Source organism: Streptomyces sp. NPDC102360 (genome assembly GCF_044766085.1).
Lineage (GTDB): Bacteria > Actinomycetota > Actinomycetes > Streptomycetales > Streptomycetaceae > Streptomyces.
The window spans coordinates 121,113-143,828 of the sequence record NZ_JBIWLG010000010.1; the positions used below are offsets into that span (position 1 = coordinate 121,113).

Consider the following 22,716-nt stretch of genomic DNA (forward strand, 5'->3'; position numbering starts at 1 on the left):
CCGCCGGTCCAGCTCGCGGGTCACACCGCGGAGTCCAACCGCCACCGCTGATCCGCCGTCAACTCCAGTGCCACGCCCGCGATTGCCTCGTCCAGCTGCTCGACCGAGCTCACCCCGACGATCGGCGTGGCAGCCGGATGCCCTCCGGTCAGCCACGCCAACACCACCCGGTTACGGTTCGTTCCGGTCTCGGCGGCGATCTCGTCGAGCACCGCGAGGCGGCGGACGGTTCCAGGATGGTCGTACTCCTGTGGAAGTGGCTTGTCCGCGCGGGTGTAGCCGCCGCTCAGCAGCGGCGTGTACGCCCACAGCTCCATGTCCGGGTGGTGCTCCAGGTAGTGGAGCACCTCGTCGGTGACCGCAGCGAAGCGGTGCCCCTCGCCGGGCCGGATCGCAGGGCGCGGCCGGAGGTACGTGTGGCGTTGCTGCACCGCGGTGAAGCCGGCACCGCCGTGCTCCCGCGCGAGCTGCCGCGCCAACTCGACCTGCCACACGGGGTAGTTGGAGCAGCCGAGACGCTCGACCGTCCCCGCGGACACGAGGTCACCGAAGGCGGCGACCGTCTCCTCCAGCGGCGTGGCCGGGTCGGGCATGTGGGCCCAGTACAGCTCGACGTGGTCCGTGCCCAGTCGTCGCAGGCTGTCCTCGATCCCGCTCTTGACGGCCCCGGCCGACAATCCCTCGGCGGTCTCCGGGAACCGGCCGGCCTCGGTCGGCTCGCAGCCCACCTTGGTGCTGATCCTCACGCGGTCACGGACGCCCGGGCGGCTCGCCATCCAACGCCCGAGCAACTCCTCGCTCTGCCCGCCGAATCCGGTCGGGTCGGCCCAGAACGCGTAGCAGTTGGCGGTGTCGATCCAGACGCCTCCGGCGTCCACGAAACGGTCCAGGATCTCGAACGATCGGTGCTCGTCCTGGACCGTGCCGAACAGCATGGCTCCAAGAGCCAGATTCTCAATCATGCTTTCACGCTAGGTGCGTTCGGTTCGGCGGTACGCTCCAATGTTGTGGCTGATTCCCAGACCAATTTCGCGTGGGCGACGCTGCTGGACATCGGTTCGCCGGAGGGCGGACGGCGCCGCCTGCACGATCGCCTGGCTCACGCGCTGCGCACCGCGATCCGGGACGGCCGGCTGACGGAGGGGGCCGCCGTGCCACCGAGCCGAGCGCTCGCCGAGGAACTCGGCTTCTCCCGTTGGGTGGTGACCGAGGCGTACGGACAGCTCATCGCGGAGGGATACCTCTCCGCCCGGGTGGGTTCCGCTACGCGTGTCTCCTGGTCGCCGGAGGCATCCGGCCCGACACCGCCGCGGCCCCGCGGCCGGCGCTCACCAGCCCGGCCGCCCATCCGGTACGACCTCGCGCCCGGCCTGCCCGACCTGCGGGCTTTTCCCCGCCGCCGCTGGGCTGACGCCGTCCGGGCGGTCATCGGCTCGGCCGTCCACTACGACCTCGGTCTGCCCGACCCTGCCGGGCACACGGTGCTGCGTACCACCCTCGCGCAGTACCTGCGACGCTCGCGCGGCGCGGACGCACGCGCCGAGTCCGTGACCGTGTGCGCCGGTGTCACCGACGGACTGCTGCGCACCTGCCGGGCGTTGCGCGCCGAGGGGATCGCCGACGTTGCCGTGGAACACCCGGGCTGGGGGCGGCTGCAGGACGCCGCGACCGGCGCGGGCCTCCGTGTGCACCCGGTTCCCGTGGACCACGACGGTCTCGACGTCGACGCCCTCGCGCGCACACCGGCCGGGGCCGTCATCGTCGGCGCGGCACACCAATTCCCCACCGGCACGGTGCTGTCCCCGGCACGCCGCGCCAGCGTGGTGCGCTGGGCCCGCGAGACGGACGGCTTCGTCATCGAGGACGACTACGACGCCGAGTTCCGCTACGACCGCCACCCGGTCGCCGTCATGCAGGGCATGGCCCCGGGCCGGGTCTTCCTCCTCGGCTCGGTCAGCAAGACACTGTCACCGGCCCTCGGCCTGGGCTGGCTGGTCACCCCCGCTGCGATGGCCCCGGCACTCCGGGCAGCGAACCTCGTCGCCGCCGCGCCACCGGTGCTGGACCAACTCGCGCTCGCCACCTTCATCGACCGCGGCTGGTACGACGCGCACCTGCGCGCGGCCCGGCGGCGGTTCCGCTCCCGCCGCGACCTGCTGGTCCGCGCCCTCGCGACCCAGGTACCGAAGGGCTGGGTCGCAGGCACCGCCGCCGGACTGCACGTCCTGCTCCACCTGCCGGACGACACGGATACGGCCGGTACCGTCCGGGCGGCGGCCGCCGCCGGGCTGCGCCTGGCGGACCTCGACGACTACCGCACCCACCGACCGTCGGAGCCCGCACTCGTCCTCGGCTACGGCAACATCAGCGACACGGAGATCCTCCCGGCCATCACCCTCCTACACGACGCGTTGCGTTCACCGACGGCTTCGCGGCCAACGCGTACAGCACAGCGGCGACATGACGGCCGCTGACACCACCCGCGTCATCGACCTGTCGGGGCGATGGACCCGGGTTCCGGCTCGCGTGGCCGACCAGGACGGTCGCGCATCCTGTCATGCGCATGTCCTGAGGAAATATTCGCTCACGGACGCGCCGCCACCGAGGGTCACGCCGGGCCGGCGACCGTCATGCCGGCCGGAACGGTAGGGGCAGAGAAGTGGCGCGTGTCAGCAGCACGGCCGTGGCCGGATGTCAGACCGTGGCCAGGAAGGCATGGACCGCGTCCGCGAAGCCGGTCGGGTCGTTGGCGTACACGAAGTGGTCGGTCGCAAGCTCGGCCAGGCAGGCGCCGGGCCGCCGGGCGACCATCCGCTGTGCCTGCTCGGCGGGCAGTACCCCGCCTTTGGTGCCGCGTATCAGGAGTGCCGGGCAGGTGGTGGCGGTCCAGTCGGCCCAGTGATCACCGTGCACCTGGTCCTCGGAGTCGTAGATGTCCTGGGGGTGGAAATGCAGGCCCCACGTACCGTCCGGACGCTCGCGGACGGCGGATCCGAAGTGCGGGGCGAGGGGGCCCAGCTGGGCCACGAACGCTTCCTCGGTGGGAGCGGTGCCGTCGGGCAGGTTCAGGACGAAGGCCAGCGGGTTGGCGCCGCCCAGGCCCAGCTCGGCGCAGCCCTCGGCGTTGACGATCGCGGTGCGGCGGGGTGCCGGGCGGCGAACTGGTAGGCGTTGATGGCGCCCAGCGAGTGGCCGAGGAGCGCAGCCTGATCCAGGCCCAGGTGGTCCATGAGGGCTTCCAGGTCGGCGATGTAGCCGGCCCGGCTGTAGTCGGGTGCGCGGTCCGATGCTCCGTGGCCGCGCTGGTCGGGTGCCATGAACCGCCAGGCGGGGGCGAGTCGCGCTGCGAGGTCGGCGAAGGAGGCGCCCTCCGACATGTGTCCGTGCAGTGCGATCAGCGGGCGGCCGGGCCCGCCGAAGTCCATGTAGGACAGGGTGCGGCCTTCGATGGTGAGCGTGGAGCGCTGGGCGCTGGTGGGGTTCATGGCCTCACCACAGCGGAGATCTATACGCATGTTCAATACGCTAGTATAAGACGCTCGTATGGAACCATGATGCGCCCCGGATGCGTGATCGCGTCGTCCATTCCGCGCGTCACCAGGTGGAGGGAGGTGAGGTGCGAGTGACGACGGCTGGCAGCCGCCCGTCCCCGATCGCTTGCCGTGGCAGCGACAGACCAAAGTGATCGCCGATGACATTCAGCACTCGACGCTGCTCCTCGTCGGTCGGCAACTCCTCATCGAAGCCGAGCAAGTCATCCATGGAGCCTTCGGGCGCGATGACTCCGGCCTCCTCCAACGCCGGCCGCAGCAGCTCGCTCTGGACACCAGCAGGGTCGTAGCCGGAGCCCAACTCGAAGTGCAGCTGCACCTCACCGTCGGCGAGGTACCGGAAGAAGGCAGGCGGGTCGTCCGGCCTCGGGTCGAAGATCAGCACTTCGGCGTCGCGCGACACCACCGGGTCCAGGGCCCACCCCTCACTGCCTCCGGATTCCACGATGAACGACCAGTCACCGCTCTCGCCGATGCGGCCGACACAGTAGGTGTGCGCGAGATCGACCATGCGGGATGCTTCGTGGACGGTGAGAGCATGGCCGACCTCGACCGGCTCGTGGTCGGCCATGCGTTCGGCCAACTGCCGGGGGCCGATACCGCGGGCGCAAGTGACGTACAGGTCAGAGGCGTTCAGGTTGCACTCGCCGTGCCAGGCATCGGCGAGCCACGCCAGATTCTCGGGCATTGCCGTCGACTCCTTCTACCGGTAAGTGGCAGGCACCGGGCGGGAGGGATGTTCGGCGTCGAGGATGAACGCCATGCTGTCGCTCTTCGGTGGCAGGCCGAGGGCCGCTCGGGCCGCGGCCTCGCCGAAGACCGGTGCGTTCTTGAAGCCCTTGCCGGAGAACCCGGCGCAGACGAACACCGAGGGCATGCCCGGGTGTTCGCGCAGGAACTCGACGCGTGAATGCGTGTAGGCCTCGAAGTACGCCTGGGCGCGCATCGGGTAGTCCTCAAGGATCGGGAAGAGGTCCCGCGCGACCCCGCGGATGGGGTCGAGGTCCTCGTCGGTGATGCGCAGGGGCGCGGTGTCCGGGGACTCGACGGGCAGGTGGTCGCGGAATCCGACGCCGAGCTTCATGGCCAGGCCGTCCGCGGTAGGCAGTCCGTACGAGTAGTCGGGTTCCGTCCGCAGATAGGGGAGCAGGCCGTCGAGCGTGCTGCCCGCCTTGGGCAGGTACCACGACGAGATGAGGCGCCGCGTCGCGAGATAAGGGGCGAGGGCCGGCAGGAGGGTGGCGGTCCACGCGCCTGCCGCGACGACGACGCCGTCATAGCGTTCCGTGCCGTTGCCGGCCACGATGTCGACCTGGCTGCCGACCTGGCTGCCGACCTGGTTGATGGCCGTGACACGGCATTCGCGGAGGATCCGTGCGCCACGTGCGAGAGCCGCGTCCGCGGCGCTGCGCACGGTGCGTTCGGGGAAGATGATGCCGGCCCCCTTGTCGAGGATGGCGATCTCGTCCTCGTGCAGCCGGTATTGCGGGAACCGCAGCCGCGCATCCTCGCGGCTGAACACCTCGGCCCGGCTGCCGAGCAGGGCGGCGCTCTCGAGCGCGATGCGCGTCGCGGCACTGGCGGTACTGCCGATGGCGAGGGCGCCGGTCAGGTTGCGCAGCGTGCGCCCGGATTCCTCTTCGAGTTCGCGCCAGATGAGGTCCGACCTGTCGGTGACGGGCAGGTACTCCGGATTCTCTACGTCGATGTGCCGGAACAGCCTGGTCTCACCGCCGGCGGCGCCACGCGAGTGCCCCGGACTGAAGAGTTCGTAGCCGGTCACGTCGGCGCCGTGCTTGGCGAGTTGCCAGAGCGCCTGCGCCCCGATGGTTCCCGTTCCGATCACGGCGATGCGAGGAGTGGACATGGGGATCAGGCCTCGATTCCGGCGTACAGGCCACGGTGGACGGGCCTGCGGAACGCGTACAGGGACAGGCCCGCGGCGACTGCTACGAGCGCGAGGGTCAGGAAGTAGGTGTTGTTCGAGACGGCGGTGAAGAACTGCCCCAACAGGCCCGAGAGGGAGGAACCGAGGGCCAGCGTGAGGAAGTTGATGGCGACCATCTGCGCGGTGAAGGCCTTCGGCGCGATCTGTGTGGCCAGGGAGAGTCCGATCGGCCCGACGAAGATCTCGGAGCTGCCCATGATGAACATGAACAGGACGATGTAGGCGAACGGGATCGTGCCGCCGTCGAACAGCGCGGAGATCACCAGAATGAACGCGAAGCCCAGGCCTATCTGTACGAGACCGATGGCGAACTTGGTACCGGCCTTCGGCTGCCGTGCCCCCATCTTCTTCCAGAGGGCGGCGCCGATCGGGAGCATGGCCACGCCGGACGCGGAGGAGATCATGGTGATCCAGCCGACGGGGAACGACCAGTCACCCATGCTGAGATCCACGCGGCTCTTGACCAGGAGGGAGATCGCGGTGAACTTCGCGAAGAGCAGCCCGAAGTACAGGGACGCGCCGAGGAACAGGGGTATGTAGGAGCTCACGCGACGGCGCTCGAACGCGGTCACGTTCCGCGAGCGCAGGATGAGCGCGAAGTAGACGGCGGCGGTGAGCAGGGTTCCCACGGTGACGATCATGGAGAGCCGCTCGGCCTTGAGCAGGCCGGACAGGGTCGCGAGGGCGATGACCACGAGCGCGGCGGCGGCGATGCCAAGGGCCTTGCGCCGTGCCGCCGCGGGCAGCGGGTTGATGACCTCGGCGGCACGAGACGGCAGGTACCGTGCCGACCGTACGTACTGGACGAGCGCGATGATCATGCCGACCGCGGCGAGCCCGAAGCCGACGTGGAAACCCCACTGGTTCTGGGCGAGACCCGTGGTCAACGGGCCGAGGACGGCTCCCGTGTTGATGGCCATGTAGAAGTACGAGAAGCCGGCGTCCTTCTTCGCGGCGCTCTCGCTCGCGAGGATGAAGCCCACGATGGAGGTGATGTTGGTCTTCAACGCGCCCGTGCCGAGGACGATCAGGACGAGACCCGTGCCGAGCCCGAGCAGCCCCGGCGCGACAGCGAGCACGATGTGGCCCAGGGCGATGACGATGCCGCCGCCGAGGACGAGCGCATGGGGGCTGACCAGGCGTTCGCCGGCCCAGGCGCCCAGCAGTTGGGCCAGGTAGACGGCGCCACCATAGGCCCCCGTGATGCCGACCGCCGCCGCGGCGGGAAGGGCGAGGCCGCCTTCGCTCAACGCGTCGAGGAGGTAGAACGCGAGGATGCTCTGCAGGCCGTAGAAGGAGAAGCGTTCCCAGAGTTCGGCGAACGCCATTCCTCCGACACCTCGGAGTCCGGCTCTCGCGTTCTGGGCGCGCTGCGGGGACGTGACGGACAAAACGGCTCCCAGGGTGTCTCGTCGGGTGATCGCACGCCGGTCAGTACGTGGGGGGCGCCATGGCCCACATGACCTTGGCGGGGTGTGTGCCCGTGCGTTCCATGACCTTGTGCGGGTGGCCACTGTTGTAGCTCACCGAATCGAGCGGGCCGAGAGTGTGGGTGGTGGCGCCGACCTGCAGTTCGACCTGGCCTTCCAGCACGACGAGGAGCTCTTCGGAGGCGCCGTGCGTGTACTGGTCCGTACCGGTGTCGCCGCCGGGCTCGAAGGTGCCGAGGAGCACTTCGAGGTGGTCGAAATGCGCCGGGGTCAGCTTGAACTTGGACGCCTTGTTGCCGAACTGTCGACTCGTGGCGTCCGCGAAACGCAGCACCGGCCGGGTCGGCGTGCCACTGGACGCGAAGAGGTCTCCGACGTTGAGCTTCAGCACACCGCAGACCTTCTGCAGCGTGCTGACGCTTCCGTTGGCACGCCCGCGCTCGAGCTGTGACAGGTAGCCAACGGTGATGCCGGTGGCTTCGGAGACCTGTTGCAGCGTCAGTTGAAGGGCTTTGCGGCGACGCCGGAGGCGGTCCCCGAGCGTGACATCGGACTCGTCGGACTCATCGGTCACGGACATGACGGCGACGCTACACGAGACTTCGACTCCTGTCTCAAATTTTTTTACTCGGAGTACAACTCCATTTCACCCGCCGGGCGTTGTACTCGGCGAAGCGGAACTGCAGGAGGAGCCAGGCATGGACGTCGACGTCGCCCAGGTCGAGACGCACTGCAGGGAGCGGTGCGAGGCGAACTACGCGGTGCGCGTGGGCGAGTTGGGCGACACGAGGACGCTGCGGTTGCTCGGGCCGCTCACGATGGCCGGTGGTCCGGGTCGGTCGCGGGCGAGCAGACCTCGCTCACCAAGAGGGTGGCCCTGCGGCGCTGTTCGTCGACGGGCTGATCGGCGAGGTTGGAGAAGGCCGGTACCCGGCCGGCGGGGTCGACGATGCTGGTGACACCGCCGGTCATGGTGGCCACCGCGTTGGCGAAGGCGAACAGGTCGCCGAGCCCTGCCCCTGGGGAGCACCGCCAACTGCGGCCAGTCGCTGACGGGGCGGGCCAGCACGGTGCTGACGTGGTGGGCTCGCCCAGCGCGCGGAGGGAGTCGGCATCGACCGTGGCCGGTTTGGCGATCACCGCGGCGGTCCTGGACTTGCCCGCCCGCGCGAGGAGTTCGGCGCAGGAGGCCCCGTCCGCCGGATAGCCGACGGATAGCCGACGGCGAGCAGCACGGCACCCGGCGGGATGTACTCCTCGCCGTCGGTCGGTTCACGCAGGACGATCGACTGCACGAGCGGGTCCTCGCTCTCGTGCACCGGCCACAGGTCCGCTCCGAAACGGGATCCGGCGCGGCAAGACGCGGGCCCTCGGTGCGAGCGCCGGACTGATCGGCCGGGCTGCCGTCTACGGCCTTGCGCACCCCGGCGAAGCCTGCGCCTCCGCCGTACTCGCCTTCACCGGCAACACCAGGCTGGATCCCCTCAACCCGTTGTGCCTGAGCCTCAGTTGAACGACCGAGTTCCACCTCCCACGGGTCGATGGGCACGGACGGTGCCGCCAAGGAGCCGTCCGAGGTCCACGTCCGCCGGAGCCTACCTACAGCACATGCGCGGGCGCCCCGATGCCGGGCCGGCCACGGCCGGCCATGCGCATCGGCGAGTACGCCTCGACCGGGATGGGCGAGGGGCGGCCGGCGACGAGGTCGCGGATGATGCGGGCGGAGCCGCTCGCCATCGTCCAACCCAGGTGTCCGTGGCCCGCGTTGACAAGCAGGTTGCTGTGGTGGGTGCGGCCCAGGAACGGAGGTCCGTCGGGCGTCATCGGCCGCAGTCCGGCGCGGTAGTGGGCCTGTTCCCAGTCGAGGCGCCCCGGGAAGAGGCGGTCACCGGCATCCCGGATGGCGGCGAAGTCCCGAGACCGGAAAGTGGTGTCATGGCCCGCGAACTCCGCGGTCGCCGACAGGCGAAGCCCGTCCTCGAAGGGCGACCAGGCGACCAGTGTGGTCTCGTCGATGCCCCCGGTCCCGAGGGCGGGTTCGCCGTCCCGCCACGGCACGGTGACGCTGTAACCCTTCGCGGGATACACCGGAAGGTGCACACCGGCGGTGGCCGCGAGATCGGCTGCGGAGGAGCCGGTCGCGAGAACGTACTGGTCGGCGACGACGGGACCCTGCGTGGTGTGTGCCGCCACGACCTTCTCGCCCTCGGTCTCAAGGCTGGTGACCTCGACACCGGTGGTGAGGACGACGCCTCGCTCGGTGGCACGCCGGGAGAGTTCGAGGGCGAACCGGTGGGGGTCGCCGGTGCCGTCCGACGGGTCGTACACGGCGCCGACGAAGTCGACTTGGGCCCCGGCGAGCTGCGGCTCGATCCGGAGGATCTGGTCGGCGTCGAGGATCTGCTGGTCGCGGCCGAACTCACGCAGGATCCGCGTCTGACGGGCGGCGCGGTCCAACTGCCGCTGGTCGCGGTGCAGGTAGAGCACACCGGAGGTGGTCCGGGAGTGGGCGATGTCCTCGGCCTCGGTGATCTCGGCGAGGACCTGTCGGCTGTAGTCGGCCAGCGTGTACTTCAGGCGCGTGTTCGCGATGAACCGCTCGCTCGTGCACTGCGACAGGAAGCGCAGGCCCCAGCGCATCAGGTCGAGGTCCACGCGCGGCTTGACCCGGATCGCGGTCCGGGTGCCGAACAGCGAACGCACCAGCATGCCCGGCGCGGCCGGGGAGGCCCAGGCGTAGGAGTGTCCGGCCGCGACGAGCCCGGCCGTGGCGGCGCTGGCTTCACCCGCGATGCCCGCTCCCGCCTCGTAGACCGTGACTTCGTGGCCGTCGGCGGACAGGGCGTAGGCCGTGCTGACGCCGACGATTCCGGCGCCGATGATCGCGATCCTCATACGGCTGCGGCCTCCTCAGTGGATTCCCCGGCGGATTCCAGCGAGCAGACGGCGGTGATCTCGACCAGCAGGCGGGGGTCCAGGAGGTCGGCGACCACGGTCGCGCGCGCCGGCCGGTGACCGGCGAACCAGGCAGCCCACTCCTCGTTCATGACCGGGGCGTACGAGGCGTCGGTGAGGTAGACCGTGGCCGCCGCGACCGAGTCCGGGCCGGTGCCGCAATGGGCGAGGACGCGGCCCAGGCGGTCCAGGGCGCACCGCACCTGGCCCCGGATGTCGCCCTCGTGAGCGACGGCGCCGGTCTCGTCGAACGCGACCTGGCCGGAGACGTGGAGGGTGTCACCGGATCGGGTCGCCGCCGGGTAGGGGCTGTGGGGCGTGGTGATTCCGGGTACGTCGACCGGGGTCGGCGCCGAGGTCCGGGTCGCGGCCGGGGTGGCCGCGTCGGCAGGGAAGTTCATCGGGGGTCTCCGCTGTTGACGTGCTGGGGGGGTCGGGGAGGTCCGAGGAGCCGGGGGTGTGCCCGGGTCCTGGCCCTTGGGTCCGGAGGCGTCCGCCCCGCCGAGTGGCAGGCCGCGGGTCTCCGGAGCGAGGAAGAACGAGGCGGCGCAGCCCACCAGGGCGATGAGCGCGCCGGCGAGCATCGCGAGGCGGGTGCTCTGTGCGAGGAGCAGTGGCGCACCGTACGTGCCGACGGCGGCGCCGATCCGGCTGATGCCGGTGGCGAATCCGTTGGCGGTGCCGCGGATGGCGGTCGGGAACAACTCTGAGGGATACAGGGCCTGCAGACACTGTGAGGAGAACGAGGCCAGCCCGAAGGTCGCGAACAGAGCCACCACGGTGCCCACCGAGGGGTCGGCGAGCCAGGCCAGTGCGAGCAGTGGCGGCACCGAGAGCCCGAAGCTCCACAGCAGCAGCGGCCGCCGCCCTCGGTTGACGAACAGCATCCCGGACAGCGAGCCGAGGACGAAGAACAACTGGACGAACACCGCGCCCAGGTAGGCATCGGGGCCGTGGGCCATGCCGAAGGAGGCGAGGATGGCGGGCTCGTACGTGGTGATGGCATAGATCGGCAGCAGCTGGCAGGACCAGAACAGGCAGACGAACAGCGTCCGTCGGCCGTTCCCGCCACGGAAGATGTCGACGTAACGCGGTGGCCGGGCAGGCGCCGCGGCGGCCTCCGCGAGGAGTTCGGGCAGCTCGTCGGCCGAGCCGTGCATGCGGACGAGTACTTCCCGTGCCTCCGCTTCCCTCCCCCGCGAGAGCAGCCAGCGTGGTGACTCGGGGGTCCGCAGCCGCAGGAGCAGTACGAGGAACGCGGGCACGGTGCTGCTGGCCAGGATCCAGCGCCAGTCGTCGAACCCGGCGCGCAGCATCAGCCAGCCCGTCACGTACGCCACCGCAGCGCCGAGCGACCACATCGTCACCAGCACCACAAGCAGTGGTCCGCGGGACTTGCGCGGCGCGAACTCGCTCGCGATGGTGCCCGCGATGGCGAAGTCCGCGCCGATGGCGATGCCCATCGCGCAGCGCACCGCGGTCAGTTGCCACGGCTCGGAGACGAAGAGCTGGGCGGCGGAGAGGAGCACGAACACGGCGATGTCCGCCAGGTAGACGCGTCGGCGGCCGATCCGGTCCGTGACGTAGCCGAAGACCAGACCGCCGAGGAACATGCCGATCAGCGAGGCGGAGCCGATCAGTCCCGCGTCCGCCGCGCTCAGCCGCAGATCGGTGGTGACCAGCGGCAGTGCGACGCCGATGATGGAGAGGATGTAGCCGTCGCAGAACTCACCACCGCCCGCGTACAGCGTGACGAGCCAGGGAGCACGGGAGGGACGGCGGGGAGGAGAGGCCGTGCTGGGCATGGGGCGGCTCCCGGGGACGGAGGAACGGAGGGCGCGCCCGGTCGAGGCCGTTCATGGAGACCGGCGGAGGACGCGGGGACGAATCTATGCGGCACGCTGACGGCCGGTCACCGTACGGGGCGTATGAAACAAGGGGGCACGCGGCGACGGAATCTGTGCGCGCTGCACAATACGACGCATGACAACTCAGTACGGCGGCATGCCTCTCCACGGCGGCATGCCTCTCACCGAAGAGCTGGCCGATGAGATCGCACGGGACGTCAGCGGCATCGTCGGCTTCCCCATCCTCATCACCGGCCGCGACGGTGTCGTTCTGGGCAGCGGTGAGCCCGGCCGGGTCGGCACGGTGCACGAGGCGTCACTTCAGGTGTTGCGGACCCTGGAGCCCGCCGAGCACACGACCGCGCAGGCCCGTGCGCTGTCCGGGGTGAAGCCCGGCATCAGCCTCCCCCTGGTCCTGGACGGCGAAGCCGTCGGCACCGTCGGACTCACCGGACCGCCCGCCCGCATCCGGCAGTTCGGCCGACTGGTACGGCGACAGACGGAGATCCTGCTGCGGGAGTCCGCGCGCTCACGCAGCCGCATGCTGCGCGACCGCGCGGTCGAAGACCTGCTGCGCGATCTCGCCCTGTACGACGCCGCGACCACCGACCGGGCCGCCGTCCTCACCCGTGCCGCGGATCTCGGCCTGAAGCCGGATCTGCCGCGGCACGCTGTCGTGTTCGCCCATGCGCCGGCCCCCGGGAGCGGCCACCGCTCGCGACCCGGCGACGTCACCCGCCTGCTGCGCGAGGTCTTCCCCTCGCCCCAGGACCTCGTCGGCGAGGTGTCCACCGGGCGCTGGGCCGTTCTCCACCACGACGCCGACGGGCGGCTCGCCGAACGCTGCGGCCGGCTCCTGGAGTTGCTGGACGAGCGCCACGGCACCGAACCCCGGCTCGGGATCGCGGCCCCGACGGCCGACGTACGCGGAGCAGGAGCGTTCGCCTCAGCGCACGCCCTGGCGGCCGACGCCGCACAGGCGCTCCGCCTCGGGCCGGCCCTCCAACCGGACCGCCGTGTCCACGACGCGGGCGAGCTCCGCATCCCCCTCGTACTCGCCGCCCTGCCGCCCCATGCGCGGGCCCGGCTCGGTGCGGACACGCTGACAGGACTGCGCGAGGCACGCGACTGGCCGGCACTGCGGGCCACCCTCATCGCCTGGGCGCACAGCGGCTTCGCGCCGGTCCGCGCGGCGAGCGACCTGCGCATCCACCGCAATACGCTCCTCTACCGCCTGGACAAGATCACCCGCCGCACCGGCCACGACGTACGCGAGCCGCGTGAGGCCATCGCGCTGTACCTGGCGGCGCTCGCCGACGCGGACGGTGCGAGCGGCGAACAGGGCTGACACCTGATCGAGGACACCGTGGGTGCGCCGGCAGGGGTTTTCCGACTCGCCCTTTCGCCGGGGACGGCGCACCGTGAACGCGCCGCTATGGCGCGAGCCCCGCCGGAACAGCCAGGCAACTCATGATCGCCACTCGTGCTGCCCGACCCCGCGTGCGGGTCGACGCGGCTGAGGCGATCGCCGCTGGTGCGACGGAGGTGGCTCGGGTTTCCGGTCCTCGCCGAGATGACGATACGGCGTTCACGTTTGTGAGCTCGCGCCCCACGGCCAGGTGGTGAGCGTGTGGTGCAGCAGCCGGGTGGCGGTCGACTGCCGGCTGTCCGCGACCCGGTGCAGCGTGAGGGTGCGGCGGCAGCCGGGGTCATCGACGGCGGCGCAGGCGATCGGCGCGCTGACGCTCGCGCTGAGGGCCACCGCCGGGAGCAGGGTGAGGCCGATGCCGGCGCTGACCAGCATGGCGGTGGCGGCCGGTTCGTCGCCCTCGCAGACAATCCGCGGGCTCAGGCTGTGGCGGTTGAAGAGCAGGTCGAGCAGGCGGCGTTGCCAGTGGCCGGACCGGGAGATCACAAACGGTTCGTCGCGCAGTTCCGGCACGGCGACGGAGTCGCGGGCGGCGAGCCGGTGCCCGGGTGGCACGGCCAGCCAGACCTGTTCGTCCATCAGTTGGGAGCTGTCCAGGCCATCGCCGGGGATCGGCTGCGACGCGACGCACAGGTCGACCTCGCGGGCCAGCAGGGCGCGGTGCATGTCCGCGGCCGACAGTTGGTGGAGCTCGATGTCGACGTCCGGGTGGGCGGCACGATAGGCGGCCAGCGGGCCCGTGACGGTCAGGAACGTCTCCGCGGCGAGGCGTACTCCGCCGACGCCGTCGTGCGCCGCTTCCGCCGCGGCGCGGCGGCCGGCGTCCAGCTCACCGAGGGCCCGCTCGACGTGTGCCCGGAAGACCCGCCCGGACTCGTTCAGCCGCAGTCGGCCACCCCGGTCGAACAGGGGCGCGCCGAGCTCGGCCTCGAGGCGGCCGATGGTACGGCTCAACGACGGCTGCGCCACGCGCAGTTCAGTGGCCGCCCGGCTGAGGTGCTCAAGCCGCGCGACGACCAGGAACTGCTGGAGTGCGTGCAGGTCCATCCCCGTCCACCTCCCTCATAGCGCCAAAGGCATAACACCAAAGACATAGCAGGATAGCAATACTTGTCTTTGACGTAATACCAAGTGAGGCATGACCGTTGAGGGCATGACCACGACACTGGAGAAACCGTCAACAGCCCCGCGACGCAGCCTCGTTCACGGCCGGCTGTTCCGGTTCGCGGTGACGGTGCACGCCGTCGCGGCCTTCGGGCAGCCCGCCTTCGCGGGCGCCTACCTGAGCGGGGACATCGGCGGCCTCGACTGGCACGCCCGCGGCGCCGACATCGTCTTCTCCCTGGGCATCGGGCAGGCCCTCGTCGGCAGCTTCACCTCCCGGCGGATGCGCCGCTGGTGGCCGTTCGCGGTGTCGATGCTGCTGGTCGTGGCCGAGTCGGGGCAGTACCTGGCGGGTATGGAAGGCCTGCTGTGGGTGCACATCCCCCTGGGTGTAATGATCATTGCGGGACTGGCCGTGCTGTCCGCCGCACTCTGGATGCGACAGGAGCCGGCCCATGCCTGAGCCTGAGCAGCCGTCCGGGCAGTGGACCCGGCGCCGCGCACTGGGCTTCGGCGGCGCGCTCGGGCTGGCCACGGCGGGTGGCCTGACCCTGGCCGGCACGATGGCCAACCGACCGGAGCGCACCGGCAATCAGCTGCACAGCGAGGTGCCGCTGCCGAAGCCGTACACCGTGCCGCTGCCGATCCCGCCCGTCCTCAAACCCGTCTCCACCACCAAGGGCATGGACCGATACGAGATCACCCAGCACCGAGCGGCCGCGGAGATCCTTCCGGGGGTGACCACGACGCTGTGGACGTACGACGGGAGCTTCCCGGGACCGACCATCGAAACCCGCCGCGGGCGGGCCGTGACCGTGCGGCACCGCAACGAACTGCCGGTCCCGACCGTGGTCCATCTGCACGGCGGGCACACCCCGGCCGCCTCCGACGGCTACCCCACCGACCTCGTCCTCCCGGCCGGCTGGCCGGACCCGGCGGCACACGGGCAGCACGGGCAACATGGGCAGCACGGGCAACATGGGCAGCACGAGCACCATGGTCAACACAGTGGCGGGCACCAGATGTCCGACCCCCGCGCGGCGACCAGCCGGCTCACCCGCGAGTACACCTTCCCGACCGACCAGCGCGCCACCATGCTCTGGTACCACGACCACCGCATGGACTTCACCGCCCCCGCGATCTGGCGCGGCCTGGCCGGGATGCACCTGATCCGTGACGACATCGAGGACGCCCTCCCCCTGCCGCGCGGCGAGCGCGAACTGCCGCTGCTGATCGCCGACCGGGCTTTCGCCGCCGACGGCTCGCTGCACTACCCGTCTCTCGACCCCGAGCTGCTCGACCGCCCCGGCGTGACCGGGCGGTACGCCGCAGGCGTGCTCGGTGACGTCATCCTGGTCAACGGCGCACCCTGGCCGGTACATGAGGTCGAAGCGGCCCGCTACCGGCTGCGGCTGCTCAACGGCTCCAACGCCCGGCACTACGAGCTGCAGGCGGTCACCGACGACGGCCGCCGCCTCGACCTCGTGCAGATCGGCGCCGACCAGGGCCTGCTCGCCGCGCCCGTCAGGCACACCGAACTGCCGATCGCGCCGGCCGAACGCTACGACGTGCTCATCGACTTCGACCGCGTACGACCAGGCACCCGGGTGCGCCTGATCAATCGCCTCGGCTCCGGCCGTACCCGCGAGGTGATGGCCTTCCGCGTGACGCGCCGCGCCCGCCGGGACGACAGCCGCATCCCCGCGAAGCTCGCCGACGACCTGCCCCGCTGGCGCCGCTCACAGGCGAGCGCGGTCCGCGAATTCTCCTTCCTCGCCGGGCGGATGGAACACGGCAGGGGCTGGCTCATCGGCGGAAAGGCCTTCGACCCCGCGCGTACGGACGTCCGCACCCGGCTCGGCGCGGTGGAGGTCTGGCGGCTGGTCGCCGACGTCCACCACCCGGTCCATCTTCACCTGGTCGGCTTCCAGGTGCTCTCCCGCGGCGGCCGGGCGCCGCTGCCGCACGACGCGGGGCTGAAGGACACCGTCTCGCTGCGCCCCGGGGAATCGGCGGAGATCATCACCCGCTTCGACGGCTATCGCGGCCGCTACCTCTTCCACTGCCACAACGCCGAACACGAGGACATGGGAATGATGGCCAACCTTGAGGTCGTCTGACCCACAACGAATGAAGGGAACCAGGAGAAATGAGCGAAACCGAACTCCGAAACCACATCGCCAAGCTGGCCGAAGGCATCCGAGACAAAGACATGGCGGGCTTGAAGCAGCTCTACACCACGGACGTCGTCTCCTTCGACGTCGAGCCGCCACTCCAGCACGTAGGGATCGACGCGAAGCTGAAGAACTGGGCGAAGGTGTTCGCGATCTTCGAGGAAGTGACCTATGAGGTGCGCGGCCTGAAGCTCACCGTGGGCGAGGGTGTGGCGTTCGGGCACTGCTTCGCCCGGCTCTCCGGCACCTTGAAAGGCGGGACCTCGACGGACGGAATGTGGGTCCGAGGCACATTCTGCTTCCGGGAAATCGCCGGCACCTGGCTGATCACGCACGACCAGATCTCCGTCCCGTTCGACATCACGAGCGGCCAGGGAGTGACCGACCTCGAACCCTGACAGGGGGCCTGTCGGCCCTGAGGAGCAGAGCGACCGCGGTGCCGAGCACCACCGTCAGGCCGACACAGGCCACCGCGAAGAACGCGGTGTTGGGCAGCACCGTCTTCCAGAGCAGATCGCCGCTGAGCAGTTCGACGTAGTGGTCGAAGCCCGTGAAGGTGGCGACGCCGCCGCCGAACTTCACCTCGTAGTCCTGCAGCGACAGGATCCCGACCTGGATCATCGGCCAGAGCAGCAGTCCCGCGAGGACGACGAGGACCTCCACGGCCTCGGCGGCGAGCGTGCGATTCATCTGGTTCCTTCGTGGACGCTCCGCCCTCCAGGGAGCGGAGAGGAAACGGACTCCTGCCCTTGGGGACGCTCGCGCCGCCGTCCTTGCATGGACATCACCGACGAGTACTTGGACATCCGGGCGCGCCGTTACGTCGACGGATTCTCCGCCGCGCGCGCAAATATTCGCTCGCATACGCCCCGCCGGCCTGCCTACGCTTGCTCCGCTGCTTTCCCCCGCACCGGCGCCCCTGCCCGTGCGGCCGAACCACCGGGCCCGTGCCCACCGAGAGGGTGTCTTGATGACCCGGACCGCGCCGAGCGCGCCTCACCGCGACGTACCGCGTCCACGTTTCGTACGTGCACGTACTGCACGTACTGCACGTACTGCACGTACACGCCGCGGATAACCGACCGAACCATCTGTCGAGGCCGCTCGGCCTGCTCTTGCTGTCGATGACCACCTTCCCAGCAAGGAGCACAGGTGTCCGAGCACACCCCCAACTCCCGCCCCAGCCCCAGCCCCACCCTCAAGATCAGTACGTTCGTCTGCGCCTGGTGCGGTCTCACCGTAACCACCGCCGATCCGGACGGACGCAGTCGTAACCACTGCCCTTCGTGTCTGCACTCGCGCCACGTCCTGGACCACGTTCAGGGCGGTCGCACCGAGTGCCACGGCCGGATGTCCCCGATCGCCATCGCCGTCCTGCGGACCGGCGACTGGAGGGTCGTCCACCGCTGCGTACGGTGCGACGAGCTCACCTCGAACCCTGTGAGCCCGGACGACAACCAGCTGGTGCTGATGCGGATGGCGGTACGGCCGCTGGCCCAACCGCCCTTCCCTCTCGAAACGTTCGGCACACTGTGAGCGGGGAGGCCCGGCATGCCGCGCCGTAATCGGATGTCGACCGGCGGCCCCACCTCCCGGCAGCGCCGCCAGCGCGACAAGGACGTCCTCCACGACCAGCGCGACGGCCACCGCAGCCGTGACTTCCGCTGCGCCGGCTGCCGGTTGGACGTGTCCCTGGACGCCCCGGGCAGCGGTCACCGCAACCACTGCCCGAACTGCCTGACCAGCCTGCACGTGGACGCCCGGATCCCCGGCGACCGCGCGTCGGACTGCCGGGGCCGGATGGACGCCCTGACGGTGTCCTGCCGCCCGGACGGCGAGTGGCTGATCGTCCACGAGTGCCTCTCGTGCGGCGAACTCTCCACCAACCGCGTCGCGGGCGACGACAACGCCCTCGTCCTGATGCGTCTCGCGGTCCTGCCACTGCGCACCACGAGCCGAGCGGCGAACCACACGTTGCTGATGTGGTGAGGGAGGTCCGGGCCGGGCACGGCCGTGACGCCGCCCGTGCGCGACGTCACGGCCGTCGGGAAGACGTCGTGGGGAAAGATGGTGGCCGGAACCTCAAGGCCGGGGTGGGCGCGACCGTTCGCTGCGAACTCACCGACGGTGGCGCGAAGTTGGGCATGCCGGTCACCGCGAAGTCGGTCGACGGCGACAAGGTCAACATGGACTTCAAGGTCGACGACGCCGCGACCGGCTGATCCCGGCCACCCCGCCGGCCGGGCCAATTGCCGCCTCCCGCTTACCGGTTACCAGTTACCGGTTACCGGCCGTTGGCGCGGAGCGTCGCCACGGCGGAGACGGTGACGTAGCCGCGCCATTCGAGCGCTGCGGCCTCGGAGTAGCTGGGGAAGTCCACGGCCCAGCCGCCGTCGGCCTGCTGTCCGGCCTCCAGACGGTCCAGGTCGTGGGCGACGGCGTCGTCGTCCACCAGGGAACGGACCGGGCGGCCGGGTTCCGACGCGAAGTCGAGGAGGTGCAGGGTCTCCCCTTCGGCGCCTCCCACGACGGGAACGGCGCCGTCGGCCGGCACGTACCGGTGGAGGCTCCGCAGCAGTTCGCGGGCCTCGGGGTAGGTGTCAGCCGTGGCGTCGAGGAACTGGAGGGCGAACGACAGGACGTAGGCGAACGGAGCCTCGTCCAACTGGTCGATCGCATCGAAGCAGTAGCGGGTCACCCGCGCCAGCCAGGGATGCTCCCTCGCCCGGTCATCGGACCGGGCGACGCGATGGGCCTGAGCGGCGACCGCGGCGGTGATCTGCAACGACGACGCTTCGGAATCGGTCTCGACCCAGAACGGCGCGCAGGCCGCCGGGTTCGCGACCGGCAGCGCGAAGGGCAGGCCCCCGTCGGGCAGGGTCACCGAGTCGAGCCAGTCGAAGAGCCCGACCGTCGCGGGCGCCGCCCCGGTGGCGGCTTCACCGATCGCTTGCAGCGCGTGCAGGGCGCCGGCCGGCTGACTCTCGGGCGCGCGCAGGTCGGGTTCGATGCCCCACCCGTACCCGCCGTCGCGGTTGCGGTGGCCCTCCACGGCGGCGAGCACCGCCTCCCGGTTCGCGGGATTCGCCTCACTGGTGAGCAGTGCGAAGCGACGTCGGTCCAGGACACGTCCGTGAGATGCCAGGAACGAAGCCGCCCGGCCGATATCGATACTCATGCGTTCCACGCTGTCACGCGCACGGCGTGCCGGTCTTGGACGAATCGGCCAGCCGGACCGCCGCGCGTGGCCGACGTATCCCGGCCGCGCGGTCGGCATGGTCAGGCCACGAGTTCACCGGGCGTGGCTCCGGCCAGACGCCGGGCGTCGCGGTTCAGATGGGACTGATCGACGTAACCGGCCATCGCGGAGGCCTCACCGAGCGGCGTACCGGACCGGGCGAGGTGAAGTGCGTACTGGAAACGGTGGATCGACGCGAGCGTCTTCGGGCCGTACCCGAACACCGTGTCGCAGACACGACGCAGACTCCGCTCCGGGAGGCCGTGCTGGTCGGCGATGTCGGACACGCTCAGACCGGCTCTTGCGGCCCGGTCCAACGACGCCGCACGACGCAGGGCGGAACGGTCGGGCGCCGCCTGCCCCCAGAGCGTGACGAAGAGGTGCTCCAGCGCGGCGGCAGGATCGCCATGTGCGGTATCGACGACCTTCCCCGGCACCTCGATCAGCTCGCTCAGTTCGAAGCGCTGGTCGGTCAGCTCACGCGCAGGTACGCCCAGCAACGCGTACGCCGTGCCCGGCGCCAGCCTCAGACCCCAGGTCACCCCGCCACTCTCCGACGAGGAGACCATCACGGTGGTGTCGGCACCGGCGAGCAGGAAGCGGTCCTCGGACCACATCAGGTCCATGACTCCGTCGGGCAGGATGCGCATGTCCCCGGGGTCGGCCTCGACCCGCCACAGCACCGCTCCGGTACGAAGACCACGCCTGGCCCTGTAACTGCTCGTACTCATCGCCTCCCGTGGACTTGTCGGAATTCTACGCCGCAGGTGTCGTGCACACCGAGGCTGCGCCGCCCCCTTGGGCCCGCCGTCGTCTACCGACAGGTATCGACGATCCGGCTTCGGGTCAGGCCGGAGGTCCGGGGGCGTATCTGGCGAGCATCGTCTCGACAGCCTCTTCGACGGCGTTGCGGATGTCGGAGCTTGCGGGGTTCCAGCCGGTCAGCAGCATGCGGGGCCACAGGACGTAATTGGCGATCATGCCGAGGAACTGATTCGCGGCGCTCTCGGCGTCGGGCACATCGGCGTTGCCCGCCACATGCTCGGATTCCAAGTAGCGCTGGACGGAGGCGAAGTAGGGCAGTTTTCCGAGCTGGAACTGCATCCGTCCCAGCTCGGGGAAACGAGGCAGTTCGGCGATGACGATCCGGAACAAGCCTGCCATGCGGGGCCGGCCGATCAGGTCGGCGTAGCGGTGGCCGATGGCTGTCAGCCCGGAGCGCAGATCTCCCGCCCGGGGCCGCGCGGCGGTATCGCCGGCGTCGCGCTCCCAGGACTCGGTGACGATGGCCTCGAAGAGGGCCGCCTTGGTGGGGAACTGCTTGAACAGGGTGGACTTCGAGACCCCGGCCGCTTCGGCGATCCGTGCGAGGGAGGTGCCGTCGTAGCCACGGTCCAAGAACAGCTCTGTGGCCGCGGAGGTGATCGCCTCGCGCTTCTGCTGGGCGAGCCTGCGGTGATGCGCGGTGAGTTCTGCTGCCATGCGGAGAGTATGCCGCAGTCCCGAGGCGAGTCACTTGACTCGCCTCGGGGGTCCGCTTACGGTGCACCAGTAAGGCGAGTCGAGTGACTCGCCTCGGAACTGTGGCACCTGGGCACATCCTGGTTGTCGCACGGTGGAGGACGTTCATGGCAGACAAGATCGCTTTGGTGACCGGTGCGAATCGCGGCCTCGGGCGCAGCGCGGCCGTCGCCCTGGCCACACGCGGGGTGCGGGTCGTGGTCACCCACCGCGGCGATGCGGCCGGGGCCGAGGAGACGGCGGAGCAGGTGCGGGCCGCGGGTGGGACTGCCGCTGTTCTCCGGCTCGACATCAGCGACGTCTCCTCCTTCGCGTCCTTCGCCTCAGAACTGGGCGCGCAGCTGGAGCGCTGGGGTACTTCGCGGCTCGACATCCTGGTCAACAACGCGGGAGTGGGAGTCTTCGGCCCGCTGGAGACCGTCACGACCGACGACTTCGACACGGTGATGGGCACGAACGTCCGGGGCACGTTCTTCCTCATCCAGTCGCTCGTGCCGCTGCTGGCCCAGGGCGGCCAGGTCATCAACGTCTCGACGTCACTGACCCGCCACACCAGCCCCGCCACCTCGGCCTACTCCGCCTCGAAGGCCGCCGTCGAAGCCCTGAGCCGCACCCTCGCCGCGGAACTCGGGCCTCGCGGCATCCGGGTCAACTCCATCGCACCCGGGCCGACCGCCACCGACTTCAACGGCGGGGCGATGCGGGACGACGCCGCGATGCGCCAGGTCCTGGCCGGACAGACCGCGCTCGGCCGCGTCGGCGAACCCGAGGAGATCGGCGACGCCATCGCCACGCTGGCCTCCGAGGGGCTGCGCTGGGTCACCGCCCAACGCATCGAGGTCTCCGGCGGCGCCCTCCTGTGACGCCGGGCGACGGCCGAATCGAAACGGGCGCAGGATCTCGTGGCCCTCGGCCTCGCACCCTCCCGCCCTGGCCGGGGTCAGGCATCCGGTGAAACGGTCGCGGTGACCGGTGTACCCGCCTCCACAGTGCGGCTCACCGTGCACAGGCGGTCGTGCGAGTTCTTCACGGCCCGCGGCAGGATCGCGCGGGGCCGCTCTCCCTCCGGTCCGTCGGGGAACGTGACGTGGAAGGTGACGGCGAGGTCCGTCATCCGGTTGCCGCCCTCGTCCTCGACCTTGTCGCCGGATGCCGTGACGGTGAACGCGGTCGGCTCGGCATGCCGGGTCGTGGCGACCTCCACGTCGACCGCGGTGCAGCCGCCGAGCGCGGCGAGGAAGAGCTCGACCGGAGTGAAGTCCGCCTCCGAGCCGGTGCCGAAGGTCAGCGTGCCCCCACGGGCATTGGTCGCGGTGAACCGAGCCGGACCGGCACGTTCGATGGACACGGAGCGCAACGCGTTGTCAGTCATGGCGCCGACAGTAGTGTCGGTCGACCAGGAGTGGGACGAGACCCGCGGCGGCTGCACCGTCGGCGACCACACGGTCATCTCGGAGCCTGAGCCTCCGCGCCCTCTGGCCGTCGACCCCGGACAGGAGGTACACCGGTAGGACCGACA

The 22,716-nt window shown here is 70.4% G+C and carries 27 protein-coding genes; 10 read left to right on the forward strand and 17 right to left on the reverse strand.

The features are described 5' to 3' along the window. Nucleotides 1-20 precede the first annotated feature (20 nt). Nucleotides 21-962: an aldo/keto reductase gene (locus ACIRHA_RS31960; RefSeq protein ID WP_403853108.1), complete on the reverse strand. Its 942-nt coding sequence runs from the start codon at nucleotides 960-962 to the stop codon at nucleotides 21-23. 45 nt (nucleotides 963-1,007) lie between these two features. On the opposite strand from ACIRHA_RS31960, the gene ACIRHA_RS31965 reads away from it, so the two are divergent. Beyond that, complete coding sequence (locus ACIRHA_RS31965) at nucleotides 1,008-2,474, forward strand: PLP-dependent aminotransferase family protein (protein WP_403853110.1); 1,467 nt, start codon at nucleotides 1,008-1,010, stop codon at nucleotides 2,472-2,474. A gap of 220 nt (nucleotides 2,475-2,694) precedes the next feature. Here ACIRHA_RS31965 and ACIRHA_RS31970 read toward each other — a convergent pair whose 3' ends face one another. From ACIRHA_RS31970 to ACIRHA_RS32015, 10 genes are all read right to left on the reverse strand, one after another. Beyond that, on the reverse strand, nucleotides 2,695-3,027 hold the full coding sequence (locus ACIRHA_RS31970; protein WP_403853112.1) for an alpha/beta fold hydrolase: 333 nt from the start codon (nucleotides 3,025-3,027) through the stop codon (nucleotides 2,695-2,697). Nucleotides 3,028-3,065: 38 nt separating this feature from the next. Beyond that, nucleotides 3,066-3,515, reverse strand: coding sequence for an alpha/beta fold hydrolase (locus tag ACIRHA_RS31975; protein WP_403853114.1), 450 nt, complete (start codon nucleotides 3,513-3,515; stop codon nucleotides 3,066-3,068). A 79-nt stretch (nucleotides 3,516-3,594) separates the two neighbouring features. Further along, nucleotides 3,595-4,239 carry a DUF6461 domain-containing protein gene (locus tag ACIRHA_RS31980; RefSeq protein ID WP_403853116.1) on the reverse strand — a complete coding sequence of 215 codons (645 nt, stop codon included), beginning with the start codon at nucleotides 4,237-4,239 and terminating at the stop codon, nucleotides 3,595-3,597. Between the two features lie 15 nt (nucleotides 4,240-4,254). Next, nucleotides 4,255-5,418 (reverse strand): FAD-dependent oxidoreductase, encoded by a 1,164-nt coding sequence (locus tag ACIRHA_RS31985; protein ID WP_403853118.1) that lies wholly within the window; start codon nucleotides 5,416-5,418, stop codon nucleotides 4,255-4,257. 5 nt (nucleotides 5,419-5,423) lie between these two features. Further along, nucleotides 5,424-6,827 carry a peptide MFS transporter gene (locus tag ACIRHA_RS31990; RefSeq protein WP_403853120.1) on the reverse strand — a complete coding sequence of 468 codons (1,404 nt, stop codon included), beginning with the start codon at nucleotides 6,825-6,827 and terminating at the stop codon, nucleotides 5,424-5,426. A gap of 103 nt (nucleotides 6,828-6,930) precedes the next feature. After that, on the reverse strand, nucleotides 6,931-7,509 hold the full coding sequence (locus ACIRHA_RS31995; RefSeq protein ID WP_403853122.1) for a helix-turn-helix domain-containing protein: 579 nt from the start codon (nucleotides 7,507-7,509) through the stop codon (nucleotides 6,931-6,933). Between the two features lie 233 nt (nucleotides 7,510-7,742). Continuing rightward, nucleotides 7,743-8,069 (reverse strand): hypothetical protein, encoded by a 327-nt coding sequence (locus tag ACIRHA_RS32000; protein ID WP_403853124.1) that lies wholly within the window; start codon nucleotides 8,067-8,069, stop codon nucleotides 7,743-7,745. Next, nucleotides 8,066-8,248, reverse strand: coding sequence for a hypothetical protein (locus ACIRHA_RS32005; protein WP_403853126.1), 183 nt, complete (start codon nucleotides 8,246-8,248; stop codon nucleotides 8,066-8,068). The genes ACIRHA_RS32000 and ACIRHA_RS32005 overlap by 4 nt, the downstream gene beginning before the upstream one ends. A 280-nt stretch (nucleotides 8,249-8,528) precedes the next feature. After that, nucleotides 8,529-9,824: a D-amino acid dehydrogenase gene (locus ACIRHA_RS32010; RefSeq protein WP_403853128.1), complete on the reverse strand. Its 1,296-nt coding sequence runs from the start codon at nucleotides 9,822-9,824 to the stop codon at nucleotides 8,529-8,531. Next, nucleotides 9,821-11,689 (reverse strand): MFS transporter, encoded by a 1,869-nt coding sequence (locus tag ACIRHA_RS32015; protein ID WP_403853130.1) that lies wholly within the window; start codon nucleotides 11,687-11,689, stop codon nucleotides 9,821-9,823. The genes ACIRHA_RS32010 and ACIRHA_RS32015 overlap by 4 nt, the downstream gene beginning before the upstream one ends. Nucleotides 11,690-11,867: 178 nt before the next feature. On the opposite strand from ACIRHA_RS32015, the gene ACIRHA_RS32020 reads away from it, so the two are divergent. Then, on the forward strand, nucleotides 11,868-13,079 hold the full coding sequence (locus ACIRHA_RS32020) for a CdaR family transcriptional regulator (RefSeq protein WP_403853132.1): 1,212 nt from the start codon (nucleotides 11,868-11,870) through the stop codon (nucleotides 13,077-13,079). Nucleotides 13,080-13,319: 240 nt separating this feature from the next. Here ACIRHA_RS32020 and ACIRHA_RS32025 read toward each other — a convergent pair whose 3' ends face one another. Beyond that, nucleotides 13,320-14,207 (reverse strand): LysR family transcriptional regulator, encoded by an 888-nt coding sequence (locus ACIRHA_RS32025; protein ID WP_403853134.1) that lies wholly within the window; start codon nucleotides 14,205-14,207, stop codon nucleotides 13,320-13,322. A gap of 106 nt (nucleotides 14,208-14,313) precedes the next feature. On the opposite strand from ACIRHA_RS32025, the gene ACIRHA_RS32030 reads away from it, so the two are divergent. Genes ACIRHA_RS32030 through ACIRHA_RS32040 form a run of 3 tightly spaced genes read left to right on the forward strand, consistent with a single transcriptional unit; the run spans nucleotide 14,314 to nucleotide 16,836 of the window. Then, on the forward strand, nucleotides 14,314-14,727 hold the full coding sequence (locus tag ACIRHA_RS32030) for a hypothetical protein (RefSeq protein WP_403853136.1): 414 nt from the start codon (nucleotides 14,314-14,316) through the stop codon (nucleotides 14,725-14,727). Beyond that, complete coding sequence (locus ACIRHA_RS32035) at nucleotides 14,720-16,384, forward strand: multicopper oxidase family protein (RefSeq protein WP_403853138.1); 1,665 nt, start codon at nucleotides 14,720-14,722, stop codon at nucleotides 16,382-16,384. The genes ACIRHA_RS32030 and ACIRHA_RS32035 overlap by 8 nt, the downstream gene beginning before the upstream one ends. A gap of 29 nt (nucleotides 16,385-16,413) precedes the next feature. Further along, the gene (locus ACIRHA_RS32040; protein ID WP_403853140.1) at nucleotides 16,414-16,836 is read left to right on the forward strand and encodes a YybH family protein; all 423 of its coding nucleotides are present in this window, start codon (nucleotides 16,414-16,416) and stop codon (nucleotides 16,834-16,836) included. Here the strand turns inward: ACIRHA_RS32040 and ACIRHA_RS32045 are convergent. After that, nucleotides 16,799-17,128, reverse strand: a complete 330-nt coding sequence (locus ACIRHA_RS32045; protein ID WP_403853142.1) for a hypothetical protein — start codon at nucleotides 17,126-17,128, stop codon at nucleotides 16,799-16,801. The two genes, ACIRHA_RS32040 and ACIRHA_RS32045, sit on opposite strands and share 38 nt — an antisense overlap. Before the next feature lie 462 nt (nucleotides 17,129-17,590). On the opposite strand from ACIRHA_RS32045, the gene ACIRHA_RS32050 reads away from it, so the two are divergent. The 3 genes from ACIRHA_RS32050 (at nucleotide 17,591) to ACIRHA_RS32060 (ending at nucleotide 18,660) form a co-directional block, all read left to right on the forward strand. Further along, the gene (locus ACIRHA_RS32050; RefSeq protein WP_403853144.1) at nucleotides 17,591-17,974 is read left to right on the forward strand and encodes an RNHCP domain-containing protein; all 384 of its coding nucleotides are present in this window, start codon (nucleotides 17,591-17,593) and stop codon (nucleotides 17,972-17,974) included. Nucleotides 17,975-17,989: 15 nt separating this feature from the next. Further along, nucleotides 17,990-18,427, forward strand: coding sequence for an RNHCP domain-containing protein (locus ACIRHA_RS32055; RefSeq protein ID WP_403853146.1), 438 nt, complete (start codon nucleotides 17,990-17,992; stop codon nucleotides 18,425-18,427). A 68-nt stretch (nucleotides 18,428-18,495) separates the two neighbouring features. Next, entirely contained in the window at nucleotides 18,496-18,660 is a 165-nt protein-coding gene (locus ACIRHA_RS32060; protein WP_403853148.1) for a hypothetical protein, read from the forward strand. Nucleotides 18,661-18,722: 62 nt separating this feature from the next. Here the strand turns inward: ACIRHA_RS32060 and ACIRHA_RS32065 are convergent, their stop codons facing one another. The 3 genes from ACIRHA_RS32065 to ACIRHA_RS32075 all read right to left on the reverse strand — a co-directional run bounded on the left by ACIRHA_RS32065 (nucleotide 18,723) and on the right by ACIRHA_RS32075 (nucleotide 21,158). After that, nucleotides 18,723-19,616: a hypothetical protein gene (locus ACIRHA_RS32065; RefSeq protein WP_403853150.1), complete on the reverse strand. Its 894-nt coding sequence runs from the start codon at nucleotides 19,614-19,616 to the stop codon at nucleotides 18,723-18,725. A gap of 101 nt (nucleotides 19,617-19,717) precedes the next feature. Continuing rightward, nucleotides 19,718-20,407, reverse strand: coding sequence for a helix-turn-helix domain-containing protein (locus ACIRHA_RS32070; protein ID WP_403853152.1), 690 nt, complete (start codon nucleotides 20,405-20,407; stop codon nucleotides 19,718-19,720). 115 nt (nucleotides 20,408-20,522) lie between these two features. Further along, on the reverse strand, nucleotides 20,523-21,158 hold the full coding sequence (locus tag ACIRHA_RS32075) for a TetR/AcrR family transcriptional regulator (RefSeq protein WP_403853154.1): 636 nt from the start codon (nucleotides 21,156-21,158) through the stop codon (nucleotides 20,523-20,525). A 146-nt stretch (nucleotides 21,159-21,304) separates the two neighbouring features. On the opposite strand from ACIRHA_RS32075, the gene ACIRHA_RS32080 reads away from it, so the two are divergent. Then, a complete protein-coding gene (locus ACIRHA_RS32080) occupies nucleotides 21,305-22,060 on the forward strand; it encodes an SDR family NAD(P)-dependent oxidoreductase (RefSeq protein ID WP_403853156.1) in 756 nt (251 codons plus the stop codon). A gap of 77 nt (nucleotides 22,061-22,137) precedes the next feature. On the opposite strand, the gene ACIRHA_RS32085 is transcribed toward ACIRHA_RS32080, so the two are convergent. Beyond that, the gene (locus tag ACIRHA_RS32085; protein WP_403853158.1) at nucleotides 22,138-22,569 is read right to left on the reverse strand and encodes an OsmC family protein; all 432 of its coding nucleotides are present in this window, start codon (nucleotides 22,567-22,569) and stop codon (nucleotides 22,138-22,140) included. Between ACIRHA_RS32085 and ACIRHA_RS32090 the strand changes: the two genes are divergently transcribed. Further along, nucleotides 22,568-22,708, forward strand: a complete 141-nt coding sequence (locus tag ACIRHA_RS32090; protein ID WP_403853160.1) for a hypothetical protein — start codon at nucleotides 22,568-22,570, stop codon at nucleotides 22,706-22,708. The two genes, ACIRHA_RS32085 and ACIRHA_RS32090, sit on opposite strands and share 2 nt — an antisense overlap. Nucleotides 22,709-22,716: the final 8 nt, after the last annotated feature.

Coding starts and splice junctions, on each gene's coding strand:
- ACIRHA_RS31980 (WP_403853116.1), bottom strand. CDS start 4,239: ATGCCCGAGAATCTGGCGTGGCTCGCCGATGCCTGGCACGGCGAGTGC.
- ACIRHA_RS31985 (WP_403853118.1), bottom strand. CDS start 5,418: ATGTCCACTCCTCGCATCGCCGTGATCGGAACGGGAACCATCGGGGCG.
- ACIRHA_RS32030 (WP_403853136.1), top strand. CDS start 14,314: ATGACCACGACACTGGAGAAACCGTCAACAGCCCCGCGACGCAGCCTC.
- ACIRHA_RS32020 (WP_403853132.1), top strand. CDS start 11,868: ATGACAACTCAGTACGGCGGCATGCCTCTCCACGGCGGCATGCCTCTC.
- ACIRHA_RS31995 (WP_403853122.1), bottom strand. CDS start 7,509: ATGTCCGTGACCGATGAGTCCGACGAGTCCGATGTCACGCTCGGGGAC.
- ACIRHA_RS31960 (WP_403853108.1), bottom strand. CDS start 962: ATGATTGAGAATCTGGCTCTTGGAGCCATGCTGTTCGGCACGGTCCAG.
- ACIRHA_RS32070 (WP_403853152.1), bottom strand. CDS start 20,407: ATGAGTACGAGCAGTTACAGGGCCAGGCGTGGTCTTCGTACCGGAGCG.
- ACIRHA_RS32015 (WP_403853130.1), bottom strand. CDS start 11,689: ATGCCCAGCACGGCCTCTCCTCCCCGCCGTCCCTCCCGTGCTCCCTGG.
- ACIRHA_RS32085 (WP_403853158.1), bottom strand. CDS start 22,569: ATGACTGACAACGCGTTGCGCTCCGTGTCCATCGAACGTGCCGGTCCG.
- ACIRHA_RS32055 (WP_403853146.1), top strand. CDS start 17,990: ATGCCGCGCCGTAATCGGATGTCGACCGGCGGCCCCACCTCCCGGCAG.
- ACIRHA_RS32035 (WP_403853138.1), top strand. CDS start 14,720: ATGCCTGAGCCTGAGCAGCCGTCCGGGCAGTGGACCCGGCGCCGCGCA.
- ACIRHA_RS32010 (WP_403853128.1), bottom strand. CDS start 9,824: ATGAGGATCGCGATCATCGGCGCCGGAATCGTCGGCGTCAGCACGGCC.
- ACIRHA_RS32080 (WP_403853156.1), top strand. CDS start 21,305: ATGGCAGACAAGATCGCTTTGGTGACCGGTGCGAATCGCGGCCTCGGG.
- ACIRHA_RS31975 (WP_403853114.1), bottom strand. CDS start 3,515: ATGCGTATAGATCTCCGCTGTGGTGAGGCCATGAACCCCACCAGCGCC.
- ACIRHA_RS32075 (WP_403853154.1), bottom strand. CDS start 21,158: ATGGCAGCAGAACTCACCGCGCATCACCGCAGGCTCGCCCAGCAGAAG.
- ACIRHA_RS32090 (WP_403853160.1), top strand. CDS start 22,568: ATGGCGCCGACAGTAGTGTCGGTCGACCAGGAGTGGGACGAGACCCGC.
- ACIRHA_RS32065 (WP_403853150.1), bottom strand. CDS start 19,616: ATGAGTATCGATATCGGCCGGGCGGCTTCGTTCCTGGCATCTCACGGA.
- ACIRHA_RS32040 (WP_403853140.1), top strand. CDS start 16,414: ATGAGCGAAACCGAACTCCGAAACCACATCGCCAAGCTGGCCGAAGGC.
- ACIRHA_RS32025 (WP_403853134.1), bottom strand. CDS start 14,207: ATGGACCTGCACGCACTCCAGCAGTTCCTGGTCGTCGCGCGGCTTGAG.
- ACIRHA_RS32045 (WP_403853142.1), bottom strand. CDS start 17,128: ATGAATCGCACGCTCGCCGCCGAGGCCGTGGAGGTCCTCGTCGTCCTC.
- ACIRHA_RS31990 (WP_403853120.1), bottom strand. CDS start 6,827: ATGGCGTTCGCCGAACTCTGGGAACGCTTCTCCTTCTACGGCCTGCAG.